The sequence below is a fragment of the uncultured Rothia sp. genome (genome assembly GCF_937976295.1).
In the GTDB taxonomy this organism is placed as follows: Bacteria; Actinomycetota; Actinomycetes; order Actinomycetales; family Micrococcaceae; genus Rothia.
Window position 1 is genome coordinate 1 of record NZ_CALJRY010000215.1, and the last position, 19065, is coordinate 19065.

12 protein-coding genes are annotated in these 19065 nt (G+C 54.8%); 5 read left to right on the forward strand and 7 right to left on the reverse strand.

All coding sequences use genetic code 11. From position 1 onward, the window contains the following. Positions 1-27: 27 nt before the first annotated feature. Complete coding sequence (polA, locus tag Q0216_RS05790; RefSeq protein WP_298593688.1) at positions 28-3039, reverse strand: DNA polymerase I; 3012 nt, start codon at positions 3037-3039, stop codon at positions 28-30. Positions 3040-3487: 448 nt separating this feature from the next. Here polA and Q0216_RS05795 point away from each other — a divergent pair, with 448 nt between their 5' ends. The 3 genes from Q0216_RS05795 (at position 3488) to Q0216_RS05805 (ending at position 5772) form a co-directional block, all read left to right on the forward strand. Then, the gene (locus tag Q0216_RS05795; protein WP_298593690.1) at positions 3488-4765 is read left to right on the forward strand and encodes a dicarboxylate/amino acid:cation symporter; all 1278 of its coding nucleotides are present in this window, start codon (positions 3488-3490) and stop codon (positions 4763-4765) included. A gap of 123 nt (positions 4766-4888) precedes the next feature. Continuing rightward, a complete protein-coding gene (locus tag Q0216_RS05800) occupies positions 4889-5395 on the forward strand; it encodes a PaaI family thioesterase (RefSeq protein WP_298593692.1) in 507 nt (168 codons plus the stop codon). Positions 5396-5523: 128 nt separating this feature from the next. Further along, entirely contained in the window at positions 5524-5772 is a 249-nt protein-coding gene (locus tag Q0216_RS05805) for a hypothetical protein (RefSeq protein WP_219101554.1), read from the forward strand. Between the two features lie 311 nt (positions 5773-6083). On the opposite strand, the gene Q0216_RS05810 is transcribed toward Q0216_RS05805, so the two are convergent. Then, positions 6084-6695, reverse strand: coding sequence for an ANTAR domain-containing response regulator (locus Q0216_RS05810; RefSeq protein ID WP_049327112.1), 612 nt, complete (start codon positions 6693-6695; stop codon positions 6084-6086). 439 nt (positions 6696-7134) lie between these two features. Here Q0216_RS05810 and Q0216_RS05815 point away from each other — a divergent pair, with 439 nt between their 5' ends. Further along, positions 7135-8037, forward strand: a complete 903-nt coding sequence (locus Q0216_RS05815; RefSeq protein ID WP_298593695.1) for a PIN-like domain-containing protein — start codon at positions 7135-7137, stop codon at positions 8035-8037. 213 nt (positions 8038-8250) lie between these two features. Here the strand turns inward: Q0216_RS05815 and Q0216_RS05820 are convergent, their stop codons facing one another. The 4 genes from Q0216_RS05820 to ftsY form a co-directional block, all read right to left on the reverse strand. Beyond that, entirely contained in the window at positions 8251-11214 is a 2964-nt protein-coding gene (locus Q0216_RS05820) for an Eco57I restriction-modification methylase domain-containing protein (RefSeq protein ID WP_298593696.1), read from the reverse strand. Then, complete coding sequence (locus Q0216_RS05825; protein WP_298593697.1) at positions 11214-12806, reverse strand: N-6 DNA methylase; 1593 nt, start codon at positions 12804-12806, stop codon at positions 11214-11216. Before Q0216_RS05825 ends, Q0216_RS05820 begins: the two co-directional genes overlap by 1 nt. Positions 12807-13234: 428 nt before the next feature. After that, positions 13235-14284 carry a glycosyltransferase gene (locus Q0216_RS05830; RefSeq protein WP_298593698.1) on the reverse strand — a complete coding sequence of 350 codons (1050 nt, stop codon included), beginning with the start codon at positions 14282-14284 and terminating at the stop codon, positions 13235-13237. Positions 14285-14491: 207 nt separating this feature from the next. After that, on the reverse strand, positions 14492-15601 hold the full coding sequence (ftsY, locus tag Q0216_RS05835) for a signal recognition particle-docking protein FtsY (protein WP_298593699.1): 1110 nt from the start codon (positions 15599-15601) through the stop codon (positions 14492-14494). A gap of 180 nt (positions 15602-15781) precedes the next feature. Between ftsY and Q0216_RS05840 the strand changes: the two genes are divergently transcribed. Next, the gene (locus Q0216_RS05840) at positions 15782-17191 is read left to right on the forward strand and encodes an MFS transporter (RefSeq protein WP_298593700.1); all 1410 of its coding nucleotides are present in this window, start codon (positions 15782-15784) and stop codon (positions 17189-17191) included. An 86-nt stretch (positions 17192-17277) separates the two neighbouring features. Here Q0216_RS05840 and Q0216_RS05845 read toward each other — a convergent pair whose 3' ends face one another. Further along, the gene (locus Q0216_RS05845; RefSeq protein ID WP_298593701.1) at positions 17278-18720 is read right to left on the reverse strand and encodes a hypothetical protein; all 1443 of its coding nucleotides are present in this window, start codon (positions 18718-18720) and stop codon (positions 17278-17280) included. Positions 18721-19065 lie beyond the last annotated feature (345 nt).

The window sequence follows — 19065 nt, forward strand, 5'->3', positions numbered from 1 at the left end:
TCCCAAGCGCGAACTGAGGAGCCGAGCCTAGTGGCCCGCCTCCTGCCAGGACTTGCCCCAGCCGACCTGCACATCCAGAGGAACACGCAGGGAGGCGGCACCGCTCATCTCCTCGACCAGTACGCGTTCGGCGGCTTCACGCTCACCGGCGGCGACTTCGAGGATGATTTCGTCGTGCACCTGCAGCAGCATGCGGGTTTTGAGGCCCTCTTCGCGTAGGCGGCGGTGAATGTTAATCATGGCGATCTTGATGATGTCCGCGGCGGTGCCCTGAATCGGGGCGTTGAGGGCGGCGCGTTCGGCGGCTTCTCGGCGTACACGGTTGGGCGAGTCCAGGTCGGGTAGCACGCGGCGGCGGCCGAAAATGGTTTCGGTGTAGCCGTCCTGGTGTGCCTGCTTGAGCACACCGCGCAGGAATCGTCCTACGCGACCGAAGCGCTTGAAGTAGTTGGTGCGCAGTTCGCCTGCTTCGTCGGAGCTGATGTTCAGCTGCTTGGCGAGGCCGAAGCGGGACAGGCCGTATGCCAGGCCGTAGGACATTGCCTTCACCTTGGAGCGCTGCTCGGGGGTGACGTCTTCGGGGGCTACGCCGAAGACTTCGGAGCCGACGTAACGGTGCAGGTCCTCCCCCGCTTCGTAGGCTGCGATGAGCTTCTCGTCGGCGGCGAGGTGCACCATGATGCGCATTTCGATCTGCGAGTAGTCGGCGGTGAGCAGACCCTCGTACTCGACGCCGTCGACGGGTGCGGGCGCGACGATGAAGGCGCCACGGATGCGGCGGCCTTCTTCGGTGCGGATCGGGATGTTCTGCAGGTTCGGCGCGGTTGAGGAGAGTCGGCCGGTGGAGGCGGCACCCTGCTGGAAGGTGGTGTGCACGCGTCCGTCGTCGGCGGCTGCTTTCTGTAGGCCTTCGACGGTCTGTACGAGTTTGATGTTGTCGCGGTAGGCGGCGAGCGCACCGAGGAATGCGGCACCGTCGGACTCCGGGGAGATTTTGGAGAGCAGTTCGGTGACGGATTCGGCGTCGGTGGAGTAGCCGGACTTGATTTTGCGGGTGTGCGGCAGGGCGAGCTTGTCGAAGAGCACGGTCTGCAGCTGTTTGACGGAGGCGAGGTTGAGGGGTTCTTCGCCGTCGTCGGTTTCGACGGTGTCGCCGATGATGGCGCGTGCGGCGTCCTGTGCCTGGGCGGCGCGTGCGGAGAAGGTATCGTGCAGTTCGGCTAGGAGCGCGTCGGAGACGGCGATGCCTGCCTGTTCCATGTCTGCGAGGACGTAGAGCAGCGGCAGTTCGATTTCTTCGTAGATCTTCAGCTGGCCGTGTTCTTCCATTTCGAAGTGCAGCAGGCGTGCGAGTTCGTGGATGATGCGGCTGATTTGCGTGAAGTAGCGCAGGTTTTCGACGGGTTCGGCTTCGCCGGGCATGCTGAAGAGGGAGGGTTCTGCCTCTTCTTCTTCGGGCTGGAAGACGAGCTGCGCGTAGGGGTCCTTGGGGATCCAGAGGTAGCGTTCGGCGAGGTCTTCCATGCGTTCGGAGAAGAGCTTGCGGGTTGCGGTGGGGATGAAGCCGCACATGTAGGAGGACAGTGCGGGGTCTTCGACTGCGCCGGCGAGTTCGTAGCCGTGGGCGCGCAGGAGTTTGCGCTGGTTTTTGAGGTCCATGACGATTTTGCGGGCTACTTCGTCGGAGAGCCAGGCGGCGAGGGCGGCGTCGAGTTCCGGGTCGATGGTGCGGGTGTCGATCCAGAGGCTGTTGCTCTTGCTGGTGAGGAGCACGCCGAGCAGTTCGGGGTTTTCTTCGGCGGCGCGGATTTTGGTTTTGGTGACCTTGACGGCGGGTGCGTCGCCGATGGCGGGGCGTGCTACGGGCAGGTTGGTGACCGGGTAGAGGGTCACGGCGCCTTCGAGGCGTTCGGGTACGGCGATGGGCGCGCCCTGGTCGTCGGTGCCGTAGTTTTCTTCGGCTGCGGCGGCGCAGAAGGCGCGGAATGCTGCTGCGTCTGCGTTTTTGGTGGGTGCGCTGGTGCTGATGGGTGCGTAGACGGGGCCGGTGGGTGCCTTCTTGGTGGCGCCCTCCTCCCCTGCTTCTGCGGCGGAAGCTGTGGAGCCTGCGGAACCTGCGGCGCGCACGATGGGGCCGAGGGTGTCGGCGGCACGCTTGCGGATGGTGCGGAACTCTACTTCGTCGAAGAAGGCGTTGAGTGCATCCAGGTCGGGGGTGAATGCGGTGTCTTCGAGGGTGATGTTCAGGTCAAGGTCGTTGACGAGCTGGTTGAGGCGGCGGTTGCGCACTACGTTGTCGATGTTTTCGCGTAGTGCTTCGCCCTTCTTGCCGCCGATTTTGTCGCTGTTTTCGATGACGGCGTCGAGGGAGCCGTATTCGCCGAGCCATTTGGCGGCAAAGCCGGGGCCGACGCCGGGTACGCCGGGCAGGTTGTCCGCCTGCTCGCCGGTGAGGGCGGCGAGGTCGGGGTACATGTGCGGGGGCACTTTGGTTTTCTTTTCAACGGCGGCGGGGTCCATGCGCTGAATACCCTTGGAGGGGCCGGTGGTGACCGGGTAGAGCAGGGTGACCTCGTCGGTGACGAGCTGGAAGATGTCGCGGTCGCCGGAGAGGATGAGGACCTTGTAGCCGGCTTCGGTGCCGCGGCGGGTGAGGGTTGCGACGATGTCGTCGGCTTCGTAGTTTTCGTAGGTGAGCGCGGGGATGTTGAGCGCGCCGAGCATCTTTTTGATGAGGTCGATTTGGCCGTTGAAGGCTTCGGGGATGGCGTTGCGGCCGCCCTTGTATTCGCCGTATTCGGCGGTGCGGAAGGTGCCGCCGGGCAGGTCGAAGGCTACGGCGATGTGGCTGGGCTGGTTGTCTTTGATGATGTTCAGCAGGGTGGAGAGGAAGGCGTGGACGGCTTCGGTGTGCTGGCCGTCGCTGCGCACGAAGATGTGCTGTCCGGTCTTTTCGGCCATGGTGTAGATGCCGAAGAAGGAGCGTAGGGCGAGGGAGTGTCCGTCAATGAGCAGGAGGGTTTTGTTCTCTGTAGTCACCCCTCTAGTGTATCGAGTCTGAGTTTTCTTGGTGGCTGGCTTCGTGACGGGTGGTTTCGTATGGTTGCCGGTCTGCCCTGCGGGAGGCGCCGGTGCCGTTTTGGGTGCCGGGACTGTGCCGTTTTGGGTGCCAGCGCTGTGCCATATAGCGGAATAACGGGGTGTTTGGAAAGAGTTTTACCTCATATATAGGTGCTGGTGGGGTGTGTTTGGTGAGTTTTCTTCCCGAAAATTGTGCCCCAACCCACTGTGTGAGGTGGATAATAATACAGTTTCCGGATAATATATAACCTTACTATCGCCTCCAGCGTAGGAAACCCCCACACCCCGTGTATTCATAGGCAGAACTCTACCCAGAATTCACTGGCAGAATTCACCGACAGGATTCACCGGACCGTGAGGGCACCTCCCGCGCTCCAACACACAACGAACCCTCATTTAGGAACCCATGAAGGCACTCAAAAAACTTCCCCTCCTCGCGTGGATTATCATCGCGATTGCATCGGGTGTGCTCATCGGCATGCTGACCCCCGGAATGATTAGCGGCATCAATGACGCCACCGGCGCTGCCATCCCCACCGACTTCATTGTGCAGCTCTTCGTCTCCTTCTCCACCGTATTCAGCGCCTTCCTGAGCTTCGCAATTCCGCTGATTATTATCGGCTTCATCGTGCCCGGCATCGGTTCCCTCGCGCAGGGTGCGGGCAAGATGCTCGGCATCACTGTGGGCCTGGCGTACCTCTCCAGCATCTTTGCTGGCTTCCTGGCACTGACCTGCGCACTGCTGCTCTACCCCATCATTCTGCAGGGTCAGCAGCTGGCGTCCTTCGATAACCCGGAGAACGCACTGTCCACCGGTTACGTATCCTTCGAACTGACCCCGATTATGGGTGTGCTCAGCGCGCTGATTCTCTCCTTCATCCTGGGTCTGGGCATTACCGCCCTGAAGACCCGCGCAATGCTGAACCTCTTCGAGGACTTCCAGGTCATCGTTGAGAAGATGCTCAGCTACGTGATTATCCCCCTGCTGCCCGTACACATTGTGGGCGTGTTCGCGAACATGACCCTCGCCGGTCAGGTCGCAAAGATTCTCTCCGTCTTTGGTCTGGTCTTCGTCATGGTGATTATCCTGCACTGGGTCACCCTGGCCCTGCAGTACTCGGTGGCTGGCGCGGTTTCCCGCCGTAACCCCATCCAGATGCTCAAGACCATGATGCCCGCATACTTCACCGCAATCGGTACCCAGTCTTCGGCTGCAACCATCCCGGTGACCGTGCGTTCGGCGAAGAAGGCTGGCATCTCCTCCCGCGTGGTGGACTTCGCCATCCCGCTGTGCGCGACCATTCACCTCTCTGGCTCCATGATTACCCTTACCTCCTGCGCGGTGGCGGTGCTGTACATGACCGGCAAGAGCCCCGACTTCGGTTCTCTCATCCCCATGATTCTGGTGCTCGGTGTGATGATGGTGGCTGCTCCCGGCGTTCCCGGCGGTGCCGTGATGACCGCAATCGGTCTGCTGCAGTCCATGCTCGGCTTTGACGAATCCATGATTGCCCTGATGATCGCCCTGTACCTGGCTCAGGACTCCTTCGGCACCGCAACCAACGTGACCGGTGACGCGACCATCGCAGCCCTGACCGAGCGCATCTCCAAGGCAATCGGAGCGAACCCCGATAAGGAAATCCGCGACGAGGACATCGAAAAGGCAGAAGCTATTTCCGCCTAATCCTCATCCGCTTACATAGCGTTTTTCAGCCCCGTCTCCTGGGTTCAGGAGGCGGGGTTGATGCGTACCCGCAGACTCCCCCGCAGGTCAAAGGCACCCTAACCGAGGAGTACACTGGAAGTCATGACTGAAAACAACACACAGCACGCACCCGTCCGCGCGGCAGCACCCACCACCCTCAGCGCAGAAGAAATCAAGGCGCAGCTGACCGAAAGCGGAATCCCCGAACACCTGCACCCCTACTTCCCCCGCGGCCTGGGCGAGCTCATCCCCGCCATGGGCATTAAGTTCCAGGAACTCACCGCAGAACGCACCGTCGCGACCATGCCCGTTGCCGGTAACACCCAGCCCATCGGCCTGCTGCACGGCGGCGCCAACGTGGTTCTTGCCGAAACCCTCGGCTCCCTCTCCGCGGGCGTGCACGGCGGCGAAGACCTCGTAGCAGTCGGCGTGGACATCAATGCAACCCACGTGCGCCCGGCAGTCTCCGGTCTGGTCACCGCAACCTGCACCGCCGTCAAGCTCGGACGCACCCTGTGCATCCACTCCATCGACATTGTGGATGAGCGCGGCCGCACCACCTGCACGGCGCGTATCACCAACATGCTGATCCCCCGCCCCGCTGCATAAACTCCCGCCGCATAATCTCCCGCAGCATAAGGCCCTGCAATCTCAGCAAGTAGCCTAAAATCGTAGAAGCACGGGGCACACAGCGCCCCACCAACACCCCACCAGAAGGTACGACAAGAAGGAGCACCATGGCCCGCGAGCGCACCCCCTATTTCAAGCGTTACCCGAAGATTGTGCGCGCCAAGCGCATTGTCCTGCCCATCGCAATTGGTGTGATGCTGGTGTGCCTGGTGACCGCCATCAATAACCCCGGCAGCTTCTGGTGGCTGGGCGTCATGCTCGGTACTGGCGGCATGCTCTGGGCGGGTTCTCCCACGGACCGCCCGATTAGCGGCCCGAACAATGACGAAGACGATTTCAACCGCTACATGCGCTAAGCCCACCTGACGCTGTAGCTCTTGCGGCATCCGGGTTGCCTGCAACACTGGCATAGAAACGCGCACTGCATAGAAACGCACACCGGCACAGAAACGCTCCGGTAGCCCCTGCTACCCCGGCAGGGTGCGAGCTTCAGATATTAAACATTAACGCCCCGTCCCTCAGCTTCATTGTGAGGGACGGGGCGTTAGTGCGTCATGAAAAGGTGCCGGTCAGATGCTGACCAACTGAAGGTGCGTACGGGCGAATCCTAGTCTTCGCCGTAGCGTGCGTTCGTACCTGTACCGTTTGTACTGTGTACGTCTCGGATTTAGGAGAGCTGCTTGATGATGGTGTCGGAGACTTCACGCATGGACAGGCGGCGGTCCATGGAGGTCTTCTGAATCCAGCGGAATGCTTCCGGCTCGGTCAGGTTCATCTTGGTGATGAGTAGCGACTTTGCGCGGTCAACCAGCTTGCGGGTCTCGAACTGGTCGCGGATGGTGCCAACTTCCTTCTCGAGAGCGCGAATCTGCTCGTAGCGGCTGATTGCCACCTCGATTGCGGGGACCAGGTCGTTCGGGGAGAAGGGCTTGACGACGTACGCCATAGCGCCTGCCTCAACGGCACGGTCAACAAGTTCCTTCTGGCTGAATGCGGTCAGCAGAACGACGGGAGCGATCTGTTCCTTCGCGATTTCTTCAGCTGCGGTGATGCCGTCCATGATCGGCATCTTCACGTCCATGAGGACGAGGTCGGGGCGGTGCTTCTGTGCTAGCTCGACGGCGGTCTTACCGTTATCGGTTTCGGCAACAACATCGAAACCCTGGTCCTTCAGAATTTCGACGATGTCGAGGCGAATCAGTGCCTCGTCTTCTGCTACGACGACGGTGCGGGCCGGGCCCTGCTCCTCCGCCTGATCCTGAGTGGTCAGCTCTGACATAACTCTTCTCCTTTATCAATTTTCAGTCAGTTAAAAGTTTACAGGAGGGAATAAATGTTCATCTACTTTCGCGCCTTGTCCCCCGCGTGTTATATGCGTCCTATGTGCATGTAGGGAGAGTTTTCTTTTGTCATTTTGGGACCCACCCAACAGATTTTGCATCTTAATGCACATTTTTGTTCTATACTGCTCATAACCACAAAGAAAAACCGCACGTTATAGACCTCACGCGGCGAAGTTCACAGCCAAAACATAGACCCGAAAATGACTCTGACATGCACTGACACACCATCGGGCCAGACACAAACGTAATAAACAAAATATTTATACCGAAACTCCATCACCTGCCAAAGAAGGCCGATACACTGAAATAGATATTCTCCTCGACTTCTCCGGCACTCGCATTTGACCGACCATACTCGATACCCGGAGGGGATTCATGTCAATCACCCGTCAAGCACGCACCCTGTACTCAGACTTCGTCGAGTACAAGGAACTCGACCGCGAACCGCTGACTTCCATTCACCCCGGAATTCTCGTCGCCTTCGACTCCACCGCGCTTGCAAGCCTCTACAACTACCCAACCCACATTAGCGACGAAATCCTGCGCGCCTACTCGCAGCTACGCGGACACGCCTTCCTCCCCCACCAGGCACTCAAAGAATTCTGGGCAGCACTCGACGGCGCCTCCCCCGTACCCGCCGCCGCAGACCGCGTCCGCTCAGCGCTCGCGTCCTTCAAAGAAACCCTTCCCGAAGAACGCAACTCCCCCTGGAGCGCGCTGCGTTCAGTCACGCACCAGCTGGACCACTCCATCGCGCAGATCATAAAGATTCTCGAACCCACCACCGACACCGGATCCATCAACGTGGCACGCCGCGAAGACGACACGATCCTGCCGCGACTGAACCGTATCTTCACCGGACATGTAGGTGCCGCCCCCAGCCCCGAACGCCACGAACAGCTGTGCCGCGAAGCCCTCGAACAGGGCCACCCGCTGCTCGCTAACGCCAGCTTTGACGCCGACTTCGCGCTCTGGAACCAGTGCGTTACCGAGGCAACCACCCGCGTGAAGGGTACCGACTGCGTATTCGTCACCGGCGGTGTGCGTGACACCTGGCTGCGCAACGGCCCGCAGGTACGTGCCGCATCGGGTGGCGAACCCGTGCGTCAGCTGGCGAACCGTCAGCTGCTGCGTGAATACGCGCAGGCAACCGGAGGTGGCGTGTTCCGCATCTACACCGTTGAGGAGATTCTGCGGCTCGCCTCCAACCAGTACGGCGTGACCGTTAGCGACGCCACCTACAGCGCGATTCGCGCGGAACAGCCCGTCGCCGTTTAGCAAGCTACCAGTCGAGGAAGCTAACACCACACCACACTGACCACAATTAACCAGGGTTAACAGCGAGAAGCCACATGTGTTCTAAACACATGTGGCTTCTCAGTATCTACAGGACAGTATTAATTTAGCTTTACATCAAAACACAAAATATCAGACTTAGACGTATCAAAAATGAGATTTTGCGATGATTTAATTTTCCTTAGGCAGATATTTCTATTTATCCAACTTCCACCATACATGAAATGCAGCGGACATTCGTTTCTTGATTTGCATAATTCTTGCGTCGTACTTCGATTCTTCACGCCTAGATGCCTCATCCCTATTTTTATATTCAATCCTGAGTTGCTTAACCATATCCACAACAGAATTATAAAAATTAAGTTCTTCCACATTATCAAAATCTACATCAGGAACAGGTACAGATGATATTACATCTGCGCCACGCGAATAATATCCTCCCCTAAACGAACTTCCACGTTTCCTGATATACATCTCAATTTCAGGCTGATCCAATAGACCGAGAACAAAATCAAGGTTAACGCCATTATTTTTTGGATACAATGCGACTTCGCCCGCTGTTCCTCCAGACTGATACGCACACCCTTTCAAATCAATACAATATTTATCACCCTTCTGATTTGTCGAATATATAATTTTTGGCTTCATAGTCGCATATCCGAATGCTTGACCTCGACCAAAAGCATAAAAAGCCTTGGAATACTCCATTTGTTTCTGAGCACCCTTATCACGCTTCAAAAGTCGCGCTTTTGCATCCAAGAGATATTTATAAGTCAACGGATACACATGTTCCATCTTTTCTTCTGGAACAATTTGCATTCTTCCATCTAGCATTTCATAAGGAAATAAGATCAACGCATCAGGTTCAAGCTCATAATACGAGGAGACCCTACGAGAATCATCCAAATAAGGCACCAACAGAGAATCCTCTATTAGGTAATCTTTAGCATTTTCTTCACCCCTAATCTTGGCTTTAAACTGAACTTTATCTCCAACTTTTCTCCATGAACTAATAATAAAAACATCATTTGCAGATGTTTGCAACCCATTTCGGACATCAAGCAAATCCCCCAAGGGAAGAGAACGCCTACGAATTGCGCGAATGGTTTCTGCTTGCTCTTTACTATCAGGCAATACCCAAGGTTCTTCAGGTTTGTCTCTAGGAATCCATTCATCAATGAGAAGCTGTGTTCGGAGATGAGATGATAAGTAGGAAAATTCAATATCCTTAGGCTCAAAATACTCAAATGTTTTTTGCTCCGATACCCCCTTTTTTCCGATAAGTCCACAAACATAAATAGACTTATCTTCAAAAACAGGATAGTGCGTAAAATTAGCCATTAAATTGAGATGAGAATTATTAATTATAAATTTTCGCAGCTTAGCCCCGCTAACGTTTGTTATCCATTTATTTGGAACAACAAAACCGAAAATACCCCCATCTACAAGTTGATTGATTGCGCGCTCGATAAAAACAAAGTATTTATCCCATTGTTTGAATGGTGTCACAAATTCAACTTTTGCATTTTTAAACTCTGCTCCTGTTAGGTGGCGCATCTCCTCCGTTCCCATGTAAGGCGGATTACCGACCACTAAGTCAAAATCCTTAAGATTATTCTCATCTAAATCCAAAGCATAGCTAGGGAAAGAAATAGTACTTAAATCATGGCTGGAAGGTGTCATAATACTGTTTCCATGTACTAAATTACTATTTAGATTGGGTAGAATCTTATTCTTTCTTGGTAATGAGTTCTGTGTCTCACCCTCAAGAAGTGAAATAATTAGGGCGAACCTTGTCGACTCAATTGCATTATAGTCAATATCAACACCATACAAGCATTTTTCTGCAATCTCAACTTTTCTATCAAATTTGAGAGAATAATTATTCTTTCCGAGAAAGTTCAAATTTTCATATGCATTATCATTAATAGATTTCTGAATTTCACGTCCGATAAGTTCTCGTAATACAGCAAGCAAAAACCTACCCGATCCGACCGCAAAATCCCAAACTTTTGGGAATTCTATATTTGAATCAATCTGCCGCACTGAATTACTAACAATAAAATCTACGAGCGATTGCGGAGTAGTAACAACATCTCGCTTAATATAATCCTTTTTAGTCGCTAGGCGCACCTCTCGTATTCCGTCAGAATTTATTGCACCAATAGACAAATACTCGGTCAGAGACTGCTCATATACTCGCCCAAGGAAATCTGCGCTAAGCACAGCATATGAAAAAGGTGAGGAAGGAGCGTAGAGCCTACTAACTAAATCATTAACAACGCTAAAATCGAGAGAATCGATAATTTTCTGTTCATCATTCCTAGACTCAAAAAGTCCAGTATTATATCGCCTATCCATTTTATTGAACAAGAAGCCCAGATTTCCAGATGCAGAAGATATTGTTTCTTGTAGAAGGTACTTTGATTCGATACCTCGATCTTCACACATTCTAATAAAGAGGAACCGATTAATTAAAAGCTGCACAACATCATTAAGATCTTCTTGGGAAATATCAGGAAAATGCTTAACAATGTTCTCCCCCAAAGTTTTACGCCATTCAAGGAGGTGCTTCAAGAATGCTTCACCTGCTGGGACTAGATTTTCTGGATTGCTATATTTAACTAATTCTTTCCAATCTTCCGTTAGGATCTCTTCTTTACCAATATATTTTTTAATATTATAATAGTTTGCTTCATATTCATCGAATCTCCAACTTGCAATAAGCGCAGTCTCAGCATGATCTTTTTCTTCATTAACTGGAACAGAAGCATTATAAATCGAAAGATTTTTATAATTTGTTATAACAACAATTGAGTGTTCATCTGTATATCCATAACGCCTAGCCTGAAAAATAGATTTTTTATCGGTTAGAATATCTACTGATGGTTTTTTTGCTTCTACATATATTTGAGTAACGCCATCCACACGAAGGGAATAGTCTGGACGCATAGACTCTGTATTGGTCTGTTCTAAGATAACTTCTCGTTTATGGTAAGCCAAGTTCTGGAAATTATGTACATCCCATCCCATATAATTCAAAAATTTATCGATAAATTCGTTCCTGGTATCAGCTTCGTTATAATTAAAACTTTCAAATTTATCTCGGTCAGAAGAATACAATTTCGCTAGGGATTGCAGAGCTTCAATTTCTTTCATTAGTTATTAGTCCTCCTTTGAAATAGTCGTACACGAGCTTGTTCCGCAAGCTCAAATAGTTCAGGGTCAATTTTTAATGCTTTTGCTACGTATTTATTTTGCTGCTCAAGAATATCTGCCGGTGACGCCCCCAAGCGCACCATCAAATCAAGACCATCGAATGTTCTTGCCAAGCTGTCATGAACAGCTACAGGCAGACGTCTGATCTCACTTGGAACGAGTTCTAAAACACCACCTCCGTAACTCCTGCCATAGAGTTCGCATGCTAGTAGGGTAAACGAATTCATCCACCCTGCTGATAGCTGTTTAGGATTAACATGCGATGTAATCCTATAGGCTGTATCAGTAGTGAGGGCATGCGCGTTATTAACTATAAGCTTAGGGATTTCATGACTACGCTTCAATAGACCAAGGTTTGTTGAATAGACTGAAGGAACTTTCCACCATGGGTTACGAATACGTGTCTTGTAGCGGAGATGAAGTTCTTCGCTTTCACCGTATGACAAATATGAATTCAACCCTTCGTCTGTAATTGGTTCTTGCACGTCATTTAAATCAATAAAATAACATGGTAATCCCAAATCAGAATTTTGCGCATGGTCCTCGGAAGTAAATGAAAGCCCTCGTACATGTGAGCTTCTACCAAACATTGGTTTTGCATACTTATAAAGGTTAAAATGGTCGATAGTTTCTTTCGAAACAAGGAAAAAGCTATTAGCTCCTGTAACGATTCCTACTTGAACTTTAGCAATCTCTGAAAATAATCTAACACACGAGTTTGCTTCAAACTCATGCATTGCTAATATTTCATCCTGCGAGAGAAGGCCAACCATCCATTTGTCACTTCCTTTTGGAGTGGGAAAAAATTTAGCAGAATTCCAGATTTTTTCCGCAGAACTTTTTAGTAGCTCTTCCCGATTAATATTACAGAAAGCCAATTCTGAGTTCTGAAAAATATCAGATTTTTTCTCCACAAGAAGAAGTATCGTCCTCTGAAGAGCATTTTCAAATAAAAGATCCCCGCAATCTATAACAAGAACCTTTTGAGCCTGCTTTTCAAGAAATTCTCGCACCCCCCCTGCATGGATAACATTCAATAGCTCGGCAGGAATTACCATAGCCAATTTACCACCTGGCTTGAGATGCATAAGAGATTTGACAACAAATGGACCCCATGCATTTGTATGATTAGTAAATGGCAAAGAGTTTCTAGAGTATATCGAACGAGCAAGTACCTGCGTTTCGCTTGATAAATACTGGTAGCGAATAAAAGGAGGATTTCCCACGACTGCATCCACTCGTAAATCGGGGTTAAAATACAAGAAATCCTGATTATAGATATTCCAATGCGCTTTACTATCTATAATTTCAGCTGCTTTTTTTGCTTCTACTGAATCTAGCTCAACGCCATACACTTTCCCAGGGGGAGAACTAATTGTTTGTAATGCTTTTATAAATGAACCATCGCCGCATGATGGCTCAAGAACAGACTCCGCCCCTTGAATCCATTCCACGAGGAAGGTTGAGATTGGAAGAGGGGTGTAAAAACCTCCTCTTAACTTATCGGCTGTTTCTAGCGATTGATCACGCATCGTTGTTCTACTCCATTTCTTATTGTTACAAACTCTTTACATATGCTAAATAATTTTTATACATCTAAAATCTCTGAGGCTCAGAAATTTGCCTCAAGAAGAGATGTAACAATTTGCATAAGACTAAGGGGTCATCCTTCAGGATATACCTGGGAAGATTCTCATACCAAGGCGGGTTTCATGATTATCCGACAGATGCCCAGTACCGAGGTTAATCAGGAAACGCAGGAGCGCACACTGGTCGTTAGAGCCCACCTTGATATTAACAGGAAGTTCGCTCGTTGCTTTGCCCCGGCTGGATTCTTCAAACGCATCACTCGACGGGAGAACGGCCAGACGTTCGCCGCGGCGTACCGGATAGCCGTAAACCTGTTGCCGGGAGAGCGCTTACCAGGGCTGAGTGTCTATCGGGTGCAAAAACCTCACCTCTACTTCTTGCGGCTGGCGCGGTACAGCTCAGCGGCATGCTGCTCCAAGGAATCGTCATCGCCCAGAAGCAGGTAGCACAGGTACAGGGTGAAGGCAGCGCGGCGGTCGTCAGCGAGCGCGCTGGTTCCTTCGCCGGGCTGGGTGCTGAATACGATAACGTCATGCGCCTGAGGCAGTGCGGCAATCAGGTGTGCGGCGGTCTCGTAGCCGTCCCGATTGCAGGGCAGGGTGACGTGGTGCGGCTCCTGGTTCTCATCAGCTGCACCGGCCTCCGCTCGAGCGGCGTGAAAGTTAGCCTTGAGGACGTCCTTAACACGGCTCATCAGCTCATCGTCGGGAAGGGTGCGGTCATCTGCGGCAAACGCAACGTGGACGCCGTTCAGAGTCTCGTAGGGGTGCTCACCCGCGAAGTATCCGGCGGCGAGCGCGTAGCCAGTCAGCAGGTGCGCCTCGGCGGCAATGAAGATGCCGCGCGCCTCACGCAGGGCGGGCAGCAGCAGCTCAGTCAGGAGCGGGTACAGGGACTCGGGGGCGTTCGCGATAGCCTCCTGCAGGTACTCTTCCGCTTCCGCGGTGGGCTCGGCGTTGAGCAGGGTCAGGAAATCCTCATCGGTGCCAGCCCAGCATCGGGCGATCAGCACAAGGGTCGCAACGAGTGCGAGAAGTTCACGGTAGTTACCCGAACGGTTAGCGCCGAAAGTGTCAGCAACAACGCGGGCGAGCATGCGCGCGGTAATGTTCTCGAGGACGAACTCGTCGTAGGCGTTATCGCCGGGACAGTTTGCGGGGTCGGGAAGGTAGGTTTCGTCCAGGTACCGCAGCACGGGTTCGATGGGCGCGGGAGCGTCCGCCGCGAGGTCGGGGCGGCACTGCTCAACCCAGCTGTTCACGGTAGCCTCGTCAGCGATGCCGGTAGCCTCAGCGAGCTGGGCGCGCGACAGGCTATACGGTGCAACGAGCTGGGCGAGGTCCTCGCATGCGCCGTTGGAGCGGTAGGTGGGTCGGTAGTTGGGGGTGGGAAGAGTTCCGGGGAGGTTGGGGACTGCCATGGTAGCTCCTTCGCTGAGGTTCGGGGTGAATTGGGTTGTACGGTGTGCGATGCGCGGGGCCATTTGGCGGGCTGGTGCATCTTCTGTTTTCAGAATATCCCAGAGCCTCGCATCGTGTACTGCCCACCGTCATTAACCGCCCATTAACCGAGAGAAGCCACATGTGTTCACAACACATGTGGCTTCTCGGCGGAAAGAGAAAGGATATTAGTCCAGCAGCGCGTCCACGAATGCTTCCGGGTCGAACGGTGCCAGGTCGTCCGGGCCTTCACCCAGGCCGATGAGCTTGACGGGAACGCCGAGCTCCTCCTGGATAGCGACCACGATGCCGCCCTTTGCAGTGCCGTCGAGCTTGGTCAGCACGATACCGGTGACGTCCACGATATCGCCGAAGACCTTCGCCTGAACCATACCGTTCTGGCCGGTGGTCGCATCAATCACGAGCAGAACCTCGGTGACCGGCGCTTCCTTCTCGATCACGCGCTTAATCTTGCCGAGCTGATCCATCAGACCGGACTTGTTCTGCAGGCGGCCCGCGGTGTCCACGAGCACGGTGTCAACGCCCTGCTCCTTGCCAGCCTTCACGGCGTCAAACGCGACGGATGCGGGGTCGGCGCCTTCCTTTTCGGAACGCACGGTCTTCACGCCCACGCGGTCACCCCAGGTAGTCAGCTGCTCAGACGCGGCCGCACGGAACGTGTCCGCGGCGCCCAGGAGCAGGGTCTGACCGTCAGCAACCATCACGCGGGCGATCTTGCCGACGGTCGTGGTCTTACCCACGCCGTTCACGCCAACGACCAGCACCACGCCGGGGTTGCCGTCGCTACCGGCGGTCTTCAGTTCGCGGTCCATGTCGGGGCGAACAATCTTCACGAGCTCTTCGCGGAGCATCTTCTTCACGGCGGCGGGGTTGCTCGTACCCTCAACGCGCACGCGCTGCTGCAGCGCCTCCACCAGGCGGGTGGTCGGTTCGGAACCGAGGTCGGCGAGCAGCAGGGTTTCTTCCACTTCGTCCCAGACGTCCTGGTCGATGCGGTCGCGGGAGAGCAGAGCCAGCAGGCCCTTACCGAGCATGTTGTTGGAGCGTGCCAGGCGGGCACGCAGGCGCACCAGGCGACCCGCGGACGGGTCGGGCATATCAAGTTCAATAGCGCGAGGTGCCGAGCTTTTGGGTTCTTCCGCCGATCCGCCGGAGGCTTCTGCCGCCTCCTGACGTAGAGACTGCAGGTTCGCGGTCTTCTTGGGTCGGCGCAGAACAGCGAAAAGGATACCGGCGATCACCAGTACACCCAGCACGATTGCGCAGATTATCATCATCGTTTCATTCACACTACTAGCTTACCGGTTTGGGCGGTTTGGCTGGTCGAGATTACGCGCATGCCCGGCTGTCGGCGGAGTAGACTGGACACTGTTAACTTTTTTAGCCGAGCACATGATGGGCGGTTGCGGGTGGGGCCCGCGGCTGCCGTACGGCACCACACGATTTCGAGGATGAACATGAGGAACCCTGCCAAAACACCGCCTGTTTTTGACCCGCGCACGATTGACCCGAACCGTGTGCCGACCGGTTTGAAGGTTCTGATTGTTGCGTCGTTCATGATTGCGGTGGGTTTTGGTTTGGTGGCGCCGGTGCTGCCGAACTATGCGCAGAATTTTAATGCCACGGTCACTATGGCGACGATGGTGGTTTCTGCGTTGGCGATTACGCGCCTGATTTTTGCGCCGTCTGCGGGTCAGCTGATTACCCGTTGGGGTGAGCGTCCGGTGTACACGATCGGCATGCTGATTGTGTCGGTAACGTCGTTTATGATTGCGTTCGCCTGGGATTACTGGGTGCTGCTGGCTTCGCGCGCGGTGGCGGGTATCGGCTCAGTCATGTTCACGGTCTCTGCGATGGGTCTGTTGGTGCGCCTGTCCCCGGCTCATATGCGTGGCCGTATTTCGGGCTATTATGCGACGGCGTTCCTGCTGGGTAACCTGCTGGGCCCGGTGATTGCGAGCGCGCTGGCGCCGTTTGGTATGCGTGCGCCGTTCATTGTGTACGGTTTTTCGCTGCTGGCGGCGGGCCTGATTGTGTGGTTCATGATGCCCTCGCAGGCGGCGTTGGAGGCGGAGCGTGACGCGATTATGGAGGCGGCGGCGCTGGCTGAGGGTAAGGGCACCGGGGTGTTGCCGTCGGCGGCGGATTCCCCTGCTGGTGCCCAGACTGGTGCATCCGGTCAGGGCGCTAAGTCTGAGTCTTCTTCGGGTAAGAGCGAGCTTCCGGCGATGACGGTTCGTGATGCATTGAAGTTCTCGAATTACCGTTCTGCGTTGGTTTCGAATTGGGCGATTGGCTGGTCGGTGTTTGGTGTGCAGTCGTCGATTATTCCGTTGGCGGCGGCGTATTTGGCGACTGGCGGTGATATGTCGAATTCGGTTGCGGGTACTTTGTTGGCGTCTTTGGCGATGGCGACGAACTCGTTTGGTAATGCGTTGACGCAGACGTTCTCGGGTCGTTTTTCGGATCGTTTTGGTCGCCGTGTGATGGCGTTTTCGGGTCTGCTGTTGGCGGGTTCTGCGGTGACGTTTATGGGTTTCGCGCCGGTGGCGTGGGTGTTTGTGTCGTTGACGGCGTGTTTGGGTATTGGTGCGGCGTTTATGGGCCCGTCGATTCAGGCTGCGGTGTCTGATGTGATTGGTACTCGCCGTAGTGGTGGTCAGGTGTTGGCGGTGTATCAGATGTGTAGTGATTTCGGTATGATTTTGGGTCCGCTGGTGGCTGGTTTGATTGCGGATGCGTGGGGCTTTGTTCCGGCGTTTATCGTCAGTGGTTTGTTGCTGGTGGCGGCGGCGTTTACGTGGGCGCCGTTCCGTAAGGCGACCTGGCCGAAGGATATTGCGGACGCGGACTATACGGGCCGCTAAGAGCTCGCTAATAGGTTAAAAGCCGGTGCCCGGTTCCTCCTGAGTAGGTAGGAACCGGGCACCGGCTTTATACATCTATTTTGATTTTAGGGTAGCAGCCAGACGGGGCCAATAACGTCCGGGCCGCCCCAGAGCAGTCGCATCCACAGGGCGGATCCGAGCAGACCCGCCAGCACCAGCAGGAGGCGGTACATGCGGCTCTTCGGCAGGTAGGCTGCGATTAGCAGCGACAGGGGGAACACCGGCAGCAGAATACGCACGGTGGATGACGTGGGGAGCCAGAAGATGAACAGGTATCCGGCGTAGCAGGCGGTCCACAGCCACAGGGCGGGGTGCAGCAGGGTGCGGGTGAATTTCTGCGACATCCACCAGTAGAAGCTCAGGATGAGGAGCACCAGGCCCGCCCACATGATGATGGCGGGTACGGAGCCTACGAAGTAGAGGTTGAACTGGTGGACCCATTGGGCGAAGTATTGGTGGCCGTCTTCAACCTTGCGGAAGCTCCAGCCGAGTTCCGTGGCGAGGTACGCATCCATACGTCCGGTGCGCAGGGCCGCGTGTAGGGGGTGCACGAAAGCAAAACTGCACACCAGCAGTGCGCCGAGGAGTTGCCCGAAGCGTCCACGGAACGCAGCCCATGCATCCGACAGTACGGACTGTGAGGGTTCGTCGGCGCGGCGGGTGAGGTAGTCAGATACGGTGCACCACAGCCACCACAGACCCACAAAGGCGCCGAGCGGCACACCCAGGGGGCGGGACAGCGCCGTTAGAAGAGCAACGGGCAGGAGCAGGATGTAGCGACCGCGCGCCACACACCACACGCTCAGGGCAAGGAGCAGGGTGGAAAGAGCTTCGGCGTATCCGGTGATGAAGATGGGGCTTGCGGGGCTGAACGCGTACACGGCGAGCGCCCACAGGGCGATGCGGTTTCGGCTCTCATCACCAACGAGGGCGCGGGTGTCGAAGATGCCGCGGTCGCGCCAGTTCAGGCTGCCGATGAAGAGGCGGTAGAGTACGACCGCCAGGGCGAGGCCGGCGGCGAGGCTGACGCCGACTGCGGCGAGGCGGTAGTCGATACCGAAAATATCAGCGACTTTGCCGCTGATCATTGAGTGGAGGGGCATAAACGCCCATGAGTTGAAGGATACGGACCCGTCAGCGCGGAGGGGTAGCTCGGTGGGGTACCACTCTTTGTAGATGCCCTGGTACCAGCCGGCGTCCCAGATGTTGAGGTAGGAGAGGAGGCCGTGATGGTTTTTGTTTTCGTGGCTGAGGGGGTTTCGCTGGTCTTCGGCGAGCGAGTATGCGAAGGTTGCGAGGTGGGTTGCGCAGGCTAGTGCCCAGATGATGAGGGCGGGTATCCAGGTGCGGTAGGCGGCAAGCTTCTGGGGGTTGGGTGACTCGGTGTTACGCACCCGGGTTTCAGCTGAGGGACGTGACGCTTTGAGGGTGGGTACGGGACCGGTGGAAGATCCGGATGTGAGGTCACGTTCGATAAAGGATGCAGATTTTCCTGGGGATTGAGCCATAGTATTCTCGCGAGTGTAGTGTGGACGCATAATGGATATTCGGCGCCGTATCGATTGAACCGTGTCTATTAGATACGGTGGGTACTGCCCGATCAACAGGAGTGGTGCAATTTGGTGAAATATCCATGTGTAGACTATCAACGAACTGACTGCGCCTCAATGTGAACGCGCTATTCCTGCTGATTATGACGAAAGAGATGCGTGAAGCCGGTGCCTGCTGAATAGCAGACACCGGCTTTATGCGTATGAGAGGTGAGCTAACTAGAGAAGGCAACCACGTACCAACCTCATATACCCCAGACCGAGGCGAGCTGACCCGAGAAGGAAACCAGATCGGAAGAGCAC

Excerpts from the sequence above, each read along its gene's own strand:
- Q0216_RS05800 (WP_298593692.1), top strand. The coding sequence starts at position 4,889 with ATGACTGAAAACAACACACAGCACGCACCCGTCCGCGCGGCAGCACCC.
- Q0216_RS05820 (WP_298593696.1), bottom strand. The coding sequence starts at position 11,214 with ATGAAAGAAATTGAAGCTCTGCAATCCCTAGCGAAATTGTATTCTTCT.
- ftsY (WP_298593699.1), bottom strand. The coding sequence starts at position 15,601 with ATGATGATAATCTGCGCAATCGTGCTGGGTGTACTGGTGATCGCCGGT.
- Q0216_RS05825 (WP_298593697.1), bottom strand. The coding sequence starts at position 12,806 with ATGCGTGATCAATCGCTAGAAACAGCCGATAAGTTAAGAGGAGGTTTT.
- Q0216_RS05805 (WP_219101554.1), top strand. The coding sequence starts at position 5,524 with ATGGCCCGCGAGCGCACCCCCTATTTCAAGCGTTACCCGAAGATTGTG.
- Q0216_RS05845 (WP_298593701.1), bottom strand. The coding sequence starts at position 18,720 with ATGGCTCAATCCCCAGGAAAATCTGCATCCTTTATCGAACGTGACCTC.
- Q0216_RS05840 (WP_298593700.1), top strand. The coding sequence starts at position 15,782 with ATGAGGAACCCTGCCAAAACACCGCCTGTTTTTGACCCGCGCACGATT.
- Q0216_RS05815 (WP_298593695.1), top strand. The coding sequence starts at position 7,135 with ATGTCAATCACCCGTCAAGCACGCACCCTGTACTCAGACTTCGTCGAG.
- Q0216_RS05830 (WP_298593698.1), bottom strand. The coding sequence starts at position 14,284 with ATGGCAGTCCCCAACCTCCCCGGAACTCTTCCCACCCCCAACTACCGA.
- Q0216_RS05795 (WP_298593690.1), top strand. The coding sequence starts at position 3,488 with ATGAAGGCACTCAAAAAACTTCCCCTCCTCGCGTGGATTATCATCGCG.
- Q0216_RS05810 (WP_049327112.1), bottom strand. The coding sequence starts at position 6,695 with ATGTCAGAGCTGACCACTCAGGATCAGGCGGAGGAGCAGGGCCCGGCC.